The organism is Burkholderia savannae (assembly GCF_001524445.2).
GTDB lineage: Bacteria > Pseudomonadota > Gammaproteobacteria > Burkholderiales > Burkholderiaceae > Burkholderia > Burkholderia savannae.
The window spans coordinates 304,869-319,419 of the sequence record NZ_CP013417.1 but is presented as its reverse complement, the minus strand read 5'-3'; the positions used below and the strand labels follow the sequence as shown (position 1 = coordinate 319,419).

Annotated in this window: 11 protein-coding genes and 2 pseudogenes; 5 read left to right on the top strand and 8 right to left on the bottom strand. The window is 68.5% G+C overall.

Features of this window, described 5'->3' with window-relative positions:
- Positions 1-160: 160 nt before the first annotated feature.
- The 4 genes from WS78_RS01735 to WS78_RS01720 all read right to left on the bottom strand — a co-directional run bounded on the left by WS78_RS01735 (position 161) and on the right by WS78_RS01720 (position 4,832).
- A complete protein-coding gene (locus tag WS78_RS01735) occupies positions 161-757 on the bottom strand; it encodes an FMN-dependent NADH-azoreductase (protein WP_059581671.1) in 597 nt (198 codons plus the stop codon).
- Between the two features lie 138 nt (positions 758-895).
- Positions 896-2,725, bottom strand: coding sequence for a M61 family metallopeptidase (locus WS78_RS01730; protein ID WP_059581558.1), 1,830 nt, complete (start codon positions 2,723-2,725; stop codon positions 896-898).
- Positions 2,726-2,816: 91 nt separating this feature from the next.
- Positions 2,817-3,545, bottom strand: coding sequence for a DsbC family protein (locus WS78_RS01725; protein WP_059581562.1), 729 nt, complete (start codon positions 3,543-3,545; stop codon positions 2,817-2,819).
- Between the two features lie 105 nt (positions 3,546-3,650).
- Positions 3,651-4,832 (bottom strand): UbiH/UbiF family hydroxylase, encoded by a 1,182-nt coding sequence (locus WS78_RS01720; RefSeq protein ID WP_038746501.1) that lies wholly within the window; start codon positions 4,830-4,832, stop codon positions 3,651-3,653.
- Between the two features lie 301 nt (positions 4,833-5,133).
- Here WS78_RS01720 and WS78_RS38050 point away from each other — a divergent pair, with 301 nt between their 5' ends.
- The 3 genes from WS78_RS38050 (at position 5,134) to ychF (ending at position 7,670) form a co-directional block, all read left to right on the top strand.
- Positions 5,134-5,256 carry a hypothetical protein gene (locus WS78_RS38050; protein WP_081989481.1) on the top strand — a complete coding sequence of 41 codons (123 nt, stop codon included), beginning with the start codon at positions 5,134-5,136 and terminating at the stop codon, positions 5,254-5,256.
- A 463-nt stretch (positions 5,257-5,719) separates the two neighbouring features.
- On the top strand, positions 5,720-6,085 hold the full coding sequence (locus tag WS78_RS01705; RefSeq protein ID WP_038746496.1) for a hypothetical protein: 366 nt from the start codon (positions 5,720-5,722) through the stop codon (positions 6,083-6,085).
- A gap of 490 nt (positions 6,086-6,575) precedes the next feature.
- On the top strand, positions 6,576-7,670 hold the full coding sequence (ychF, locus tag WS78_RS01700) for a redox-regulated ATPase YchF (protein ID WP_038746494.1): 1,095 nt from the start codon (positions 6,576-6,578) through the stop codon (positions 7,668-7,670).
- A 165-nt stretch (positions 7,671-7,835) separates the two neighbouring features.
- Here the strand turns inward: ychF and gabP are convergent, their stop codons facing one another.
- From gabP to WS78_RS01675, 4 genes and pseudogenes are all read right to left on the bottom strand, one after another.
- Positions 7,836-9,239, bottom strand: coding sequence for a GABA permease (gene gabP, locus WS78_RS01695; protein ID WP_038746491.1), 1,404 nt, complete (start codon positions 9,237-9,239; stop codon positions 7,836-7,838).
- 538 nt (positions 9,240-9,777) lie between these two features.
- Positions 9,778-10,115, bottom strand: a pseudogene (locus tag WS78_RS37420) (MmcQ/YjbR family DNA-binding protein).
- A 3-nt stretch (positions 10,116-10,118) separates the two neighbouring features.
- Positions 10,119-10,250, bottom strand: a pseudogene (locus WS78_RS37415) (MFS transporter); the annotation flags it as partial.
- 395 nt (positions 10,251-10,645) lie between these two features.
- Positions 10,646-11,632 carry a glycerophosphodiester phosphodiesterase family protein gene (locus WS78_RS01675; RefSeq protein ID WP_059581568.1) on the bottom strand — a complete coding sequence of 329 codons (987 nt, stop codon included), beginning with the start codon at positions 11,630-11,632 and terminating at the stop codon, positions 10,646-10,648.
- A gap of 134 nt (positions 11,633-11,766) precedes the next feature.
- On the opposite strand from WS78_RS01675, the gene WS78_RS01670 reads away from it, so the two are divergent.
- Together WS78_RS01670 and ettA are read left to right on the top strand one after the other, a co-directional pair.
- Positions 11,767-12,081 (top strand): DUF3761 domain-containing protein, encoded by a 315-nt coding sequence (locus WS78_RS01670; RefSeq protein ID WP_059581571.1) that lies wholly within the window; start codon positions 11,767-11,769, stop codon positions 12,079-12,081.
- Between the two features lie 577 nt (positions 12,082-12,658).
- Entirely contained in the window at positions 12,659-14,326 is a 1,668-nt protein-coding gene (gene ettA / locus WS78_RS01660; protein WP_038746484.1) for an energy-dependent translational throttle protein EttA, read from the top strand.
- The last annotated feature ends 225 nt before the right edge of the window (positions 14,327-14,551 follow it).

Below are 14,551 nucleotides of genomic sequence, written 5' to 3'. Positions count from 1 at the left end.
CGGCTTGCACGCAAGCCGCCATACGCGACGATTCGTTCACGCCGCGCGCGAACATACGCCGCGCCGCGATGCGCCCGCTATCCGGCCTTCGTCGGCACGAGCAAAAACGCCGCGAACCTTCCGGTCCGCGGCGTTTTTTTCGGCGATCGAGCGAGGACGCTCAAACCGCGGCGATCACCTCGCGCGCGCTCGCGAGCGCCGCAGTCGCCGCATCCGGCCCGAGCGCGAGACCTTCCGCGTAGACGAACGTCACGTCGGACATGCCGATGAAGCCGAGGAACGTCTTCAGGAACGGCGTCTGGCTGTCGGTCGGCATGCCGACGTGCTTGCCGCCGCGCGCCGACACCACATACACCTTCTTGCCCTTGATCAGCCCTTCCGGACCTTGCGCCGTGTAGCGGAACGTCACGCCCGCGCGGGCGATCCAGTCGAAATACGTCTTCAGCTGCGACGACACGCCGAAGTTGTACATCGGCGCGCCGATCACGATCACGTCGGCCGAATTCAGTTCGTCGATCAGCGTGTCGCTCTTCGCGACGATCGCGTTCTGCTCGGCGGTGCGCTGATCGGCCGGCGTGAAGAACGCGCCGAGGACTGCGTCGTCGAGGTGCGGCAGCGCGTCGGCAAGCAGGTTGCGGACCTTGACGGTCGCGCCGGGGTTGCTGCGTTGCAGCTTGGCCGTCAGTTCGTCGGCGAGCAAAGTCGACTGGGCGCCTTGCGAGCGGGCGGCGGAATTGATCTGAAGAATGGTCGTCATGTCGGGCTCCGAGGGTTTGGTTTGCGCCAAGTGCAGCGCGAGTGACGCCATTGTGCGGATTGCCGCCGCCGCGAAAAAGCGGCGGCCGGGTGACGGATTGTTGCAATAGCGAAACAATCCGCACCCGGTTCAGTGCGCCTATCGCCGGTCGCGCGCCGCCGGCAGCCCGAGCCATGCGTCGCGATGCGCGCGCGTCGCGGCGGGCTTCGGCTGGGCGGTCAGCTTGTAGCGCGCGATTTCGGGGCCGTCGAGCTTGAGCTGTGCGGCGCGCAGCTCGTCGCGCCGGAACGCGTGGATCTCGACCTTGTCGCCGGGCCGGTAGCGCGCAAGCAGCGCGTCGAGGTTCGAGCCCGTCACGCGCAGCCCGTCGACCGCGACCAGCGCGTCGCCCGCCGACAGCCCCGCGCGATGCGCGGCGCCGCCTTCGTACACGGCCGCGAGCGTGCATTCCGCGCCGCCTCGCGTGCGCGCGCCGAGCGTCGGCAACGGGCGCGCATCGGCCGAGCCGTTCGCGCCCGTGTCGGGCGCGAGCGTCACGCCGAACGGCTCCAGCAGCTCGGCGAGCGGCAGGTCGCGCGTGCCGGACACCGCATCGTCGAACAAGCGGCCGAGATCGACGCCCGTCGCTTCGGCGATCAGCGCCTTCACGTCGTCCTCGCCGACGCCGTGCGGCCTGCCGTGGTAGAAGTCGCGCCCAAAGCGCTGCCAGAGCAGCCGCATCACGTCGTCGAGCGACTTGCGATGGCGAGTCTGCGCGCGAATCGCGAGATCGAACGCGAGCGCGACGAGCGAGCCCTTCGTGTAGTAGCTGACGATCGCGTTCGTCGCGTTCTCGTCCTGCCGGTAATACTTGATCCACGCATCGAATGAGCTTTCGGCGACGCTCTGCTTGAGCCGGCCGGCGCCGCGCTGCACGCCCGCGATCGTGCGGCCGACGAGCGCGAAGTAGTCGCTCTGCGAAATGAGGCCGCTGCGCACGAGCATCAGGTCGTCGTAGTACGACGTGAAGCCTTCGAAGAGCCACAGCAGCGACGTATAGCTCTCGCCGGACAGATCGTACGGCGCGAACGCGGCCGGCTTGATCCGCTTCACGTTCCACGTATGAAAGTACTCGTGGCTGCACAGGCCGAGATACGTTCGATAGCCTTCCGTTTTCTCCGGACGCCCCTTCACCGGCAAATCGGCGCGACTGCAGATGAGCGCCGTCGACGCGCGATGCTCGAGCCCGCCGTATCCGTCGCTCACCGCCTGCGTCATGAATACGTAGCGGGACATCGGCGCGCGCTTCGTCTTCGGCTCGAAGAGCGCGATCTGCGCTTCGCACACGCGTTTCAGGTCGGCCGCGAGCCGTTCGAGATCGAGGCCCGTCACGCGGCCCGCGATCGCGACGTCGTGCGGCACGCCGTGCGCCTCGAACGTCGCGAGCGCGAATTCGCCGAGCGTGACGGGATGATCGATCAGCTCGTCGTAGTTCTCCGCGCGGTACGCGCCGAAGCCGTAGCGCTTCGTGCCGTGCGCCTGCGGCAGCGCGGTCGCGACGCGCCAGCGCCGGTACGCGTCGCCCGCCGGGCGCTCGATCGTCACCTCGCACGGCGCGTCTTCATGGCCGAGCGGCGCGAGGAACACGCTCGTGCCGTTGAAGAAGCCGCCCGTGTCGTCGAGATGCGCGGCGCGCACCGACAGATCCCACGCGTAGACGTCGTAGCGCAGCGTGATCGATCCGGACGTCGGCGCGGCCTGCCAGGTCTGCTTGTCGAGCTTGCCGATCCGCAGCTTGCGGCCCGCTTCGTTGAACGCGCGCAGCGTCACGATGTTGCGCGCGAACTCGCGCACCATGTAGCTGCCCGGAATCCAAACGGGCAGCGAGAAGCGCTGCCCGGCCGGATCGGGATCGGCGAGCGTGAGCGTCACTTCGAACAGGTGGGCGGCGGGGTCTTTCGGAACGATCGTGTAGCGAATCGGCTTCATCGTCGGAATCGGTCGGGGCAAGCGGGAACGGATACGAAAAGAGGCGCCGGCCGAGCGCCGACGCCTCCTTCGCGATGCGAGAAATGCCGCGTCACTTGACGCCGGCGAGCGCCTGATTCAGTTCGTCTGCGGACACGGCGCCCGGCAGGCGGCTGCCGTCGGCGAGGAACACGGTCGGCGTGCCCGTCACGTTCATCCCGCGGCCGAGCGCGAGATTCTTGTCGAGCGCGGTCGTGTCGCAGCTCGCCGCCACCGAGGGCGTGCGATGCTCGAGCATCCATGCCTGCCACGTCTTCACACGGTCGCTCGCGCACCAGATCGACTTCGACTTCACAGTCGAATCGGGCGACAACACCGGGTACAGGAACGTGTAGACGGTCACGTTGTCGACCGACTGCAGCGTCGTCTCGAGCTTCTTGCAGTACGGGCAGTTCGGATCGGAGAACACCGCGATCTTGCGCGCGCCGTTGCCCTTCACGACCTTGATCGCATTCGAAAGCGGCAGGCTCGCGAAATCGATCTTGTTGATTTCGGCGAGGCGCTCGGCCGTCAGGTTCTTGTGCGTCTTCGTGTTGACGAGCTCGCCGAGCAGCACGTAGTCGCCCGATGCATCGCTGTAGACGATCTGCGAACCGAGATTGACTTCGTACAAGCCCGCGATCGGCGATTTCGTCACGCTCTTGATCGGGGCGTCGGCGCCGAGGCGCGACTGCAGCGCTGCCTTCAGCTTGTCGGTGGATTGATCGGCCTGCGCGGTGCAGCCGAGCGTCGCCGTCGCGGCGGCCAGCGCGAGCGCGGCGATACGAATTGTCTTTTTCATGCAAATCATCCTTCAAAGCGTGCGTGCACCGTCACAGTGTACGACCGTGGTCAAGCAGAGTCGGACCGCCGCGCCGCGCGAAGGTTCGCCGGACGCGCCGGTCCGTCAGCCGAGCGCCGACGCGACCAGCCAGCGCTTGACGAGCGGCTGCGCGCCGACGAGCGCCATCCCCGTGTTGCGCACGATGCGCGCAACCGCGCCCGGCAGCGAGAAGAGCCGCTGCAGGCCGTCGGTCGCGATCATCAGCGCGCGAATGTCCTCGCGCCGCGCACGCTCGTAGCGGCGCAGCAGCACGGTGTCGCCGAGATCGCGGAACGCTTCGCGATTCGCGAGCGTGTCCGCGAGCGCGGCGACGTCGCGCAGCCCGAGGTTCATCCCCTGGCCCGCGAGCGGGTGAATCAGGTGCGCGGCGTCGCCGACGAGCGCGACGCGCGGCGCGATCAGCCGGTCCACCGTCTGCAGCGCGAGGGGGAAGCCCTTCGCGGGCGTCACGCACTCGAGCGCGCCGAGGCGGCTCATCGTCACGCGCTCGACCTCGGCCGCGAGCTTCGCGGGATCGAGCGCGAGCAGCTCGTCGGCGTGCGCCGTGTTCGCGGACCAGACGAGCGACACGTGGCCGTCCGGCAGCGGCAGCAACGCAATGATCTCGCCGTCGCGGAACCATTGGTATGCGGTCTCGCGATGCGGGTGCGCGGCCTTGAAGTTCGCGACGACGCCCGTCTGCCGATAGTCGCGCCGCTCGACCTTCGAGCCGATCTGCGAGCGCACCCACGAATGCGCGCCGTCCGCGCCGACGACGAGATCGCACTCGATCACGTCGCCGTTCGCGAGCGCGAGCGTGGCGGCGTCCGGCTTCACGTCGAAGCCCTGCGCACGCGCGTCGAACCACGTGAGGTTCGGCTGGAAGCGCAGCGCGGCGTCGAGCGCGCATTCGATCAGCGACGATTCGCCGATCCACGCGAGCTGCGACACCGCCGCCTGGAACGCGGAGAAATGCAGCTCGGCGTGCGCGTCACCGTACACGCGCATGTCGTAGACGGGCGCGAGCCGGCCGTGGTCGAGCGCCTGCCACACGCGCAGCCGCTCGAGAAGCGCCTGCGAGCTCGCCGACAGCGCGTAGATGCGCGAGTCGAACGCGAGATCGGCGGGACGCGGAGCGGCCGGCTGCGCGAGCAGCGCGGTCTTGTGGCCCGCCTGCGTCAGCGCGAGCGCGGCCGTCTTGCCGACGAGGCCGCCGCCGACGACGGCGACGTCGAAGGTCTGATGGTAGGCAGTCATGGCGGGCATTATAGCCGGGAGGGCCAGGCCGTTTCGCTCGGGGAATTTGCGGTGAATCAGGGCACGCGACACGGCGACGCACGCGCCGGACCGGTTCCGCGGCGATCGTTCGCCGCGGGTTTTCACGTAAGGACGAACGCCGCGCGCCGCGGCTAGCGCGCCGCACGTGCGCGGCGATGTAACCGGCGCGCGCTCGCCGCCGCACGCTATCGGGAGCGCGCATTACGCGTCACACGTTTCCTTACAAACGCACACCGCTTGTCATGCGGGCCGCCGCTACAGTGAGCCGACGCAACAACAGGAGATGTCGATGAAACGGATCGCGGCTCTCGCCGCCCTCGCCGTCGTGCTGGGCAGCGTGCTCGGAGGATGCATCGTGGTGCCGGAAGGCGGCGGCTACTATCATCATCGCGATTACTACTACCGGTATTGATGCGCCGTTCGGCGTCGGCGGCGACTCGGCGGCGATTCGGCGGCGCGCCGCTCGCGACGCGCGTCGCCGGTCGCATCGCACATGAGCGGCGACGCGAACGCCCGCGCGTGCCGGCGCATTCGGCGCGCGGCCGAGAACCGGCGCGCCGCCGCGCCGAGTCCGACGCGATCTCGCCGGGCCGATGCCCGAGCACCGACGCGCACGCACGCGCCCGCCGCCGGAAACGGCCGCACGAGCGAGCGCCCTCTCCCCCTCCGATCCGCCACCGCACCGGTCCCGCATGCGACGCGTCGCGCGCCGCCGCACCCGCCCTGCGCAAGCCGCCGCGCTCGAACGCCATGTGCGTTCCACCCCACCGAACGCTTGTCTGATTCCGCCCATCGCGTGCTATCGTTTCAGTGACGACGCGATCACCCCGAAAGCGCCGGAAAAACAGGTCTCAACCATCTTCGTGAGCCCGGCCATGAGCGACCTGCGCCACCATCTCAATCAACAGGACCGAGTGGAGCTGCTCTGCTGGCTCGTCGTCGGAAATCTCGGCGCCTTCTACCTGAACGAGAGCTGGCCAGGCGCAGCCTTTCAGGTCCAGTCCGCGCACAAATGGCTCGACCGCCACGCGCGCGAGGCCGATTGGCTGACGCTCGCGAAGCTCTCGCTCATCGCGCTCGACATCGCGAAGAGGCATGCGGACTTCGTCAACGCGTCGTGGGCGCGCGATGCGGTGGAAGAAATCATCGACACCGACGATCTGAACTACGGCGCGCGCCTCGCGCAGCTGGTGCTGGACGACTGCCGCGCGGCGCTAGCCGACCGGCGAATCGCCGACTGACTCGCCGGGCACACGCCGCGAAGGGCCGCAAAGGCTCGCTCGTAACGCGGCATGCATCGGCCGGCCGACGCGCGGCCGGCGGCGCACCAACGCCAATGCCAATGCCGACACCGCGCGTGGCGCCGCCGCCCGCCGGATAGCGCCGCCGGCCCTCCCTCGAAGCGCATCTTTGCGGTTGCCTCCCACGTTGCCCCGCGTGATGCGCGTTCCTCCGTGCGCCAAAGTCGCCGCGCCGCCGGCCGCCTGCCTCGCATCGGCCGGCCGACGCGCGCCGCGCGCCGCCGCTCGAGCCGCCGGTTGCCTTGATGCGCGGTCGAACGAGTTACAATTGCCGCTTTTGGTGGCAACGCAGGTCTTGCCCGCGCCCGGGCGTCCGGCCGGGCGCTCATGCCCGGCCCCGGTGCGGCCCGCAAAGCGCGCGGACGAGCGCCCCGCGCCGCGCCCGAAGCGCCCCGCATCACGCACAACCCATTGAATCCCGAAGGAACCCATGAGCCTCAAATGCGGCATCGTCGGCTTGCCCAACGTCGGCAAGTCCACCCTGTTCAACGCGCTGACGAAGGCCGGCATCGCCGCCGAGAACTACCCGTTCTGCACGATCGAGCCGAACGTCGGCGTCGTCGAAGTGCCTGACGCGCGCCTGAAGGCGCTCGCCGACATCATCAAGCCCGAGCGCGTCGTCCCGGCCGTCGTCGAGTTCGTCGACATCGCGGGCCTCGTCGCCGGCGCGAGCAAGGGCGAGGGCCTCGGCAACCAGTTCCTCGCGAACATCCGCGAAACCGACGCGATCACGCACGTCGTGCGCTGCTTCGAGGACGAGAACGTCATTCACGTCGCCGGCAAGGTGAGCCCGCTCGACGACATCGAGGTAATCAACACCGAGCTCGCGCTCGCCGACCTCGGCACCGTCGAGAAGGCGCTCGCCCGCTATTCGAAGGCGGCGAAGTCCGGCAACGACAAGGAAGCGGCGAAGCTCGTCGCGGTGCTCGAGAAGGCGCGCGCGCATCTCGACCAGGGCAAGGCGGTGCGCGGCCTCGATCTGTCCGACGACGAGAAGGCGCTCCTCAAGCCGTTCTGCCTGATCACCGCGAAGCCGGCGATGTACGTGGCGAACGTGAAGGAAGACGGTTTCGAGAACAATCCGCACCTCGACGCGGTGCGCCGGTACGCGGACGGCGAGAAGTCGCCGGTCGTCGCCGTGTGCGCGGCGATCGAGGCGGAGATCGCCGATCTCGACGACGCCGACAAGGAAGCGTTCCTCGCCGACATGGGCATGGACGAGCCGGGCCTCGACCGCGTGATCCGCGCGGGCTTCAAGCTGCTCGGCCTGCAAACGTACTTCACCGCGGGCGTGAAGGAAGTGCGCGCGTGGACGATCCACATCGGCGATACCGCGCCGCAGGCGGCGGGCGTGATCCACACGGATTTCGAGCGCGGCTTCATTCGTGCGCAGACGATCGCCTATGACGACTTCATCGCGTACAAGGGCGAGCAAGGCGCGAAGGAAGCGGGCAAGATGCGCGCGGAAGGCAAGGAATACGTCGTGCACGACGGCGACGTGATGAACTTCCTGTTCAACGTCTGAGCCGCATCGCCGGCCCGGCGGCCGCAGGCGGCGCGTGACATCGCCCGCCGCCTGCGGCCGCCGGGCCGTTTCGCATTCGCGCGCATCGCGCGACTCAGATCGTCGAGCCGAGTGCGGCCGGCACGCAGGCAGTGGCGGCGCGCCGCCGCTGGGCCAGACGTCGCTTCACCGCAAATTCGCCGACACTCGCGACGCCGCGGGCGCCGGCTCGCCGCCGCCGCGCGCACGCCGGTTCATCCACGACGCCGCGACGACGGCGAGCGCGAGCACCGCGGTCGAGCCGACTTCCATCCGGTGATCGTCGCGCAGCAGCATCACGACGAGCACACCGCAGATGAACAGGATCACCGCCCACGTGAGCCACGGGAAGCACCACATCCGCAGCGGCAGGCGCTCGCCCGTCGCGTCGAGCGTCGAGCGCATCCGCAATTGCGAAATCGCGATCACGAGATAGACGAGCAGCGCGATCGCGCCCGACGTCGCGAGCAGGAAACCGAACACCTGCTCGGGCATCACGTAGTTCGCGATCACGGTCAGAAAGCCGAACGCGGTCGACGCGAGCACGGCCGCGCGCGGCGTGCCGCTCGCGTCGGTGCGGCGCAAAAGCGCGGGCGCGTCGCCGCGCGTCGACAGCGAGAAAATCATCCGCGACGCCGTATAGAGCGCCGAATTCAGGCAGCTCGCGACCGATACCAGCACGATCACGTCGATGATCGCCTTCGCATGCGGCACGCCGATCAGCTCCATCGCGCGCTGATACGAGCCGTGCGCGGGCAACAGCGCGTCGTTCCACGGCACGAGCGCCGCGACGACGAAGATCGAGCCGAGATAGAAAAGCGAGATGCGCCAGATCACCGAATTCGTCGCACGGACGATCTGGCGCTCCGGATGCTCGGATTCAGCCGCGGCAATCGTGACGATCTCGGTGCCGAGGAACGAGAACATCGTCGTCAGCATCGCGGCGAGCACCGCGCCGACGCCGTTCGGCATGAAGCCGCCCGCGTTCACGAGCCGCGCCACGCCCGACACGTTCGAGCCCGGCAGCACGCCGACGATCGCCGCGCCGCCGATCACGAGGAACACGACGATCGCGACCACCTTGATGAGCGCGAACCAGAATTCGAATTCGCCGTAGTTCTTGACCGAGAAAAGATTCGTCACGGTGAGCAACGACGTAATGCCGAGCGCGAAGATCCATGTCGCGACGCCGGGAAACCACGCGTTGAGGATCGTCGCCGCGGCCGTCGCCTCGATCGGGATCACGAGCACCCAGAACCACCAGTACAGCCAGCCGATCGTGAAGCCGGCCCAATGGCCGATCGCGCGATCGGCGTAGGTCGAGAACGAGCCGCTGTCCGGCTGCGCGACCGCCATCTCGCCGAGCATGCGCATCACGAGCACGACGAGCAGCCCGGCGATCGCATAGGCGATCAGCGCGGCCGGGCCGGCCTCCGCGATCGCATGCCCCGAACCGACGAACAACCCGGCGCCGATCACGCCCGCGATCGACAGCATCGTGACGTGCCGCGGCTTCAGGCCGGTTCCGAGGCCTGTCTGTCTTCCTTCCATGTCTCCCTCCAAAAAAACGGTTCCGGTATGGCCGGGCATCGCGTGAAGGCGGCGCGGGGGCTTTGTTGTTATCGAACCGTGCGCGGCGCGGCGGGCGTCGCGCGTCGATCGGACGTCATGCCTGCGGCCACTCGGACAGGTTCGCCACGCAGAGCTGCGAGGCCGCGTTTGCAGTGCGCCGCGCATGCGGCGGCGCATTGCGGCGCGCCTGTCGTCGGCATCGTGATCGGCCGCCTTCGAAGCGAAGCAGTGTAAGCATCAAACGGTTTGTGACTAAGAACCAATTAACGAATTTCGATAGAACCACTTGCCGCATCGCCATGCGCGCGAACGTCGAGCGGCCCGTTCGACGCGGCCGCGCGGCCCGAAAAGCCGTGCGCAAAACGCGCCGGACGCCCGCGCGCGATGTTTCGTGAAACACACGTCACAGCAGCGGAAAACGCGCGTCATCGACAATCCGATCATGCGGACCCGTGCGCCCTGTCGTCTCGCCCTGTCGTCTCGCCCTGTCCCCGCACCCTCTCGTCACGCCCTCTCGTCACGCCACCATCCCGTCGCGCCATTTCACCGGCACGAGCGCACGCCACTCGCGCAGCAGCAGCGCCTTCACGGTGCCGAGGTGCGCGGCCGACCGGCGTACCCACACGATCGGCCATCCGACGTATTGATCGGTCACGTGGAACTCGTCCGACGCCGACTCGATCACCCATGTGCGCTTGTCGGAGCTGACGCCCTTGACGACGCGCGCCGCTGTCATCGCGTCATCACGTCATCGCACGCACCATCACACCATCGCGCAAGCAGCCTGCCGCGCGCCTTGAGCGCCGGCGTGCCGTACGGCGTGTCGTCCTTGACGCCGCGCCACGCAAGCGCGATCTCCGTACTGCCGACGCCGATCGCGCCGAGCAACATCACCGCCGCCGCGGGCTTCACACCGTGGTCGAGCACATGGGGCGCGAGGTGAACGCACGCCGCGAACACGCCGAACGAGCGCGCGACGCAAAGCGCATACCATCGAACGCCCGCGACGGAGACGGACCGAAGACGAATCGCGCGGCCGCCCGGCGCGCAGCCCGTCGCCAGCCACATCGCAACGACGAGCCGCCGAAGACGAGGAACCAGCCATAAGCCGCAACGAACCGCATCATGTCGGCCGATTCTGTCGAAAAACATCGGTCCGAGCGCGACCGGGCCGCCGTGCGGATCATGCGCTTCCCGGACCGTTTCGCGAGCCGCGAGCGCGCGTCGTTCGAGAAAATCGGTAAAGCAACGCCGCGCCACGGCCATCGAATCGCCCAACGAAATCGCCCATTTGTCGACATTGCGATACGGCCCGCTCCCGACCGAGCGATCCGGCGTGCCCCCGCCGCGGCCAGCCGCGCGCCGCTGGCCGCCGGGCGACTCGCCTATCGCGATGCCGCCCGCTCGCACTGCAAAGGCCGCGCCTTCAGGGCCGACTTGATCTCGGCCATCTTGCGCGGCGAATCCGCGAGCACCGCATCGATCCCGAGGCACGCCGCTGCACGATAGTCGTCGGCGTCGTTCACAGCGATCGCGAGAATGCGGGCGTTCGCACGCCGCCTGAAGCACGCGACGGTCGCGGGCGTCCATAGCGTCGCCGTCACGTCCGATACGCCTTCGCCCAACGTGAAGCGCTCGGTCACCGTCAATTTCCGGTGCATCTCGAAACCGGTCCACACGGGCGCGCCGGGCGCACTGGGCGCTTGCGGCGCGCCTTCGCACGCGCCGCCGAGCAGCACGCTCACGAGCCGCGCTCGCGTCGCATCGCGCGACTCGAAGAGCCGCGCCTGCGGATACGACACGAACGCCGCCTGGTAAGCCGCGTCGGTCGAATAGATCGTCACGCGCGGCCATGCGGCCTCGCTCGTCAGCACGTCCGCGACCGCCTTCGCCTGCGGCCCGGCGGGCAACGCCTTCATGTCGAGCACGACGGGCAGCGCGGGCGCAATCGCGCGCAGCGCGTCGCGCAGCGTCGGAATGCCGGCCGGACGGGCGCGATACGGATAGCGCCCGCTCGCGTCGCGGAAATTCCAGCCGGCGTTCATCCGGGCGAGCTGCGCGGCGGTGTACCGGGCGACCGAGCCGCTCGACTGCGTGAGCGCCGACAGATCGGCGGGCCGGTACAGCACCGGGATGCCGTCGCGGCTCAGTTGAACGGTCAGCCAGATCGCGTCCGCGCGATTCGCCACGGCCTCGCGAATCGCCTCGAGCGTGTTCTCCGGCGCGTCGCCCGTGCCGCCGCGGTGCGCGACGACGAGCGGCAGCGCCGCGGGCGCTTCGCCGATCGGCCCGCCGCCCGCGCACGCGGCGAGCCCGATGGTGACGCCCGCGAGCGCCGCCCGCCATCCCATCCAGCTGATCAATCGACTCATCGGCTTGCTTCCCCCATCAAAATGCCTCCCCCTCTTGATCTGACGATGCGCGGCGGATTTTCTTCAGCGCTTCGCCGCGGTTAAGATGCCGTCGGGCCATCGGCCACCATCGACAACGACAATCGAGAGAGACCATGTTCAATCCGCTGCCGCACGCGGCGCGGCGCATCGCTGTCGCGCTGACGATCGCGGCGCTTGCGCTCGCCCCCGCCTTCGCCCCCGCCTTCGCTTATTCGCCGAGCGCACCCGCCGTCGGCGGCGAAGCCGACCTCGACCGCCACGACACGTACCGAACCCGCGACGGAGAAACCGTGCACGCGCCCGCGCATTCGAAATCGGGCCGCGCCCCCGAAGGTGCGACGGCCCGTTGTCGCGACGGCGCATACAGCTTCAGCCGGCATCGACGCGGCACGTGCTCGGGGCACGGCGGCGTCGCCGCCTGGCTCTAGGCGGCGACGCGACGTCGCAAAGCGGTCGAGGCGCAGTCCGAGCATCGCGGAATCGGTATCGTGCTCCGCGATGCACGCTCGACGCGCCGCATCCGCGACGGGCGACATCATGGCAGCGCCCGGCAGCCGCAACGCATCTTCTCGACACCGGTGCCGACACGGGCACTGCGTTTGCCTTTGCCTTTGCCTTTGCCTTTGCCTTTGCCTTTGCCTTCGCCTTTGCCTTCGCCTTCGCCTTCGCCTTCGACTTCGACGCCGACTTCGACGCCGATTCAGCCGCCCGCCACGCATCGCGCCGCCGCTCGCGCATCACACCGGCGTCGCCGCAAGGCGTCGCGCGTGCGCGCCGCCGCCGCGCTCCCCGCGCCCGATTGAAGCGGCCCCAAAGCGCGCCCGGCGCGCGAGCGCACCGCGTCGAAGTACAATGGCGGTTCGCGCCGCGCAGCCGCGGCGGCACCGCCGGCACGCGCCGCGGCCGCTTCCACGAACCGAACCGAATCGCACACGCCGCCGCCTGCCGCCTGCCGCCAGCCGGCGCGCGGCCGCGTGAACTACTTCCACTCTTTCAATCACGCAGATGGCCCAATACGTTTTCACGATGAACCGGGTCGGCAAGATCGTGCCGCCCAAGCGCCAGATTCTGAAGGACATCTCGCTGTCGTTCTTCCCCGGCGCGAAGATCGGCGTGCTCGGCCTGAACGGCTCGGGCAAGTCGACGCTGATCAAGATCATGGCGGGCGTCGACAAGGACATCGAAGGCGAAGCCACGCCGATGCCGAACCTGAACATCGGCTACCTGCCGCAGGAGCCGCAGCTCGATCCGACCAAGACCGTGCGCGAAGCGGTCGAGGAAGGCCTGGGCGACCTGTTCCAGGCGCACAAGAAGCTCGACGAGATCTACGCGGCCTATGCCGAGCCGGACGCCGACTTCGACGCGCTCGCCGCCGAGCAGGCGAAATACGAGGCGATCCTCGCCGCGAGCGACGGCGGCAGCCCCGAGCAGCAGCTCGAAGTCGCGGCCGACGCGCTGCGCCTACCGCCGTGGGACGCGAAGATCGAGCACCTGTCGGGCGGCGAGAAGCGCCGCGTCGCGCTCTGCAAGCTGCTGCTCGAAAAACCCGACATGCTGCTGCTCGATGAGCCGACCAACCACCTCGACGCCGAATCGGTCGACTGGCTCGAGCAGTTCCTCACGCGCTTCCCGGGCACCGTCGTCGCGGTCACGCACGATCGCTACTTCCTCGACAACGCGGCCGAATGGATTCTCGAACTCGACCGTGGCCACGGCATTCCGTGGAAGGGCAACTACAGCAGCTGGCTCGACCAGAAGGAAGACCGCCTGAAGCAGGAAGAAGCGTCGGAATCGGCGCGCCAGAAGGCGATCAAGAAGGAACTGGAGTGGGTGCGCCAGAACCCGAAGGGCCGCCAGGCGAAGTCGAAGGCGCGCATCGCGCGCTTCGAGGAGCTGAACAGCCAGGAATACCAGAAGCGCAACGAGACGCAGGAAATCTTTATTCCGGTCGGCGACCGCCTCGGCAACGAAGTGATCGAGTTCAAGAACGTCAGCAAGGCGTACGGCGATCGCCTGCTGATCGACAACCTGAGCTTCAAGATCCCGGCCGGCGCGATCGTCGGCATCATCGGGCCGAACGGTGCGGGCAAGTCGACGCTGTTCCGGATGCTGACGGGCAAGGAACAGCCGGATTCGGGCGAAGTCGTGATGGGGCCGACCGTGAAGCTCGCGTACGTCGACCAGAGCCGCGACGCGCTCGACGGCTCGAAGACGGTGTTCGAGGAAATCTCGGGCGGCGCCGACGTGCTGACGGTGGGCAAGTACGAGACGCCGTCGCGCGCGTACATCGGCCGCTTCAACTTCAAGGGCGGCGACCAGCAGAAGATCGTCGGCAACCTGTCAGGCGGCGAGCGCGGCCGCCTGCACCTCGCGAAGACGCTGATCTCGGGCGGCAACATGCTGCTGCTCGACGAGCCGTCGAACGACCTCGACGTCGAAACGCTGCGCGCGCTCGAAGACGCGCTGCTCGAATTCGCGGGCTCGGTGATGGTGATCTCGCACGACCGCTGGTTCCTCGACCGGATCGCGACGCACATCCTCGCGTTCGAAGGCGATTCGCAGGTCACGTTCTTCGACGGCAACTACCAGGAGTACGAGGCCGACAAGCGCGCGCGTCTCGGCGAAGAAGCGGCGAAGCCGAAGCGCCTGCGCTACAGGCCGATCAGCCGGTAACGAACGGCGCGCGAACGCGTTCGCCGCCCGCGAGGATCGACGCCGCGCGGGCGGCGAACGCTCCCGCGGCCGGCGAGCCGCGAACGCCGCGGCAACGGCCGGCGTGCAATGCGCAACGGAACGACGCCGCGACGCGCCCGCCGTATCGCGCGCAACGCGACACATCGCCGAACAAAAAAACGGGCGACGTGAATTGCAACCCGAAGGTTCGATCAGCGATCGACC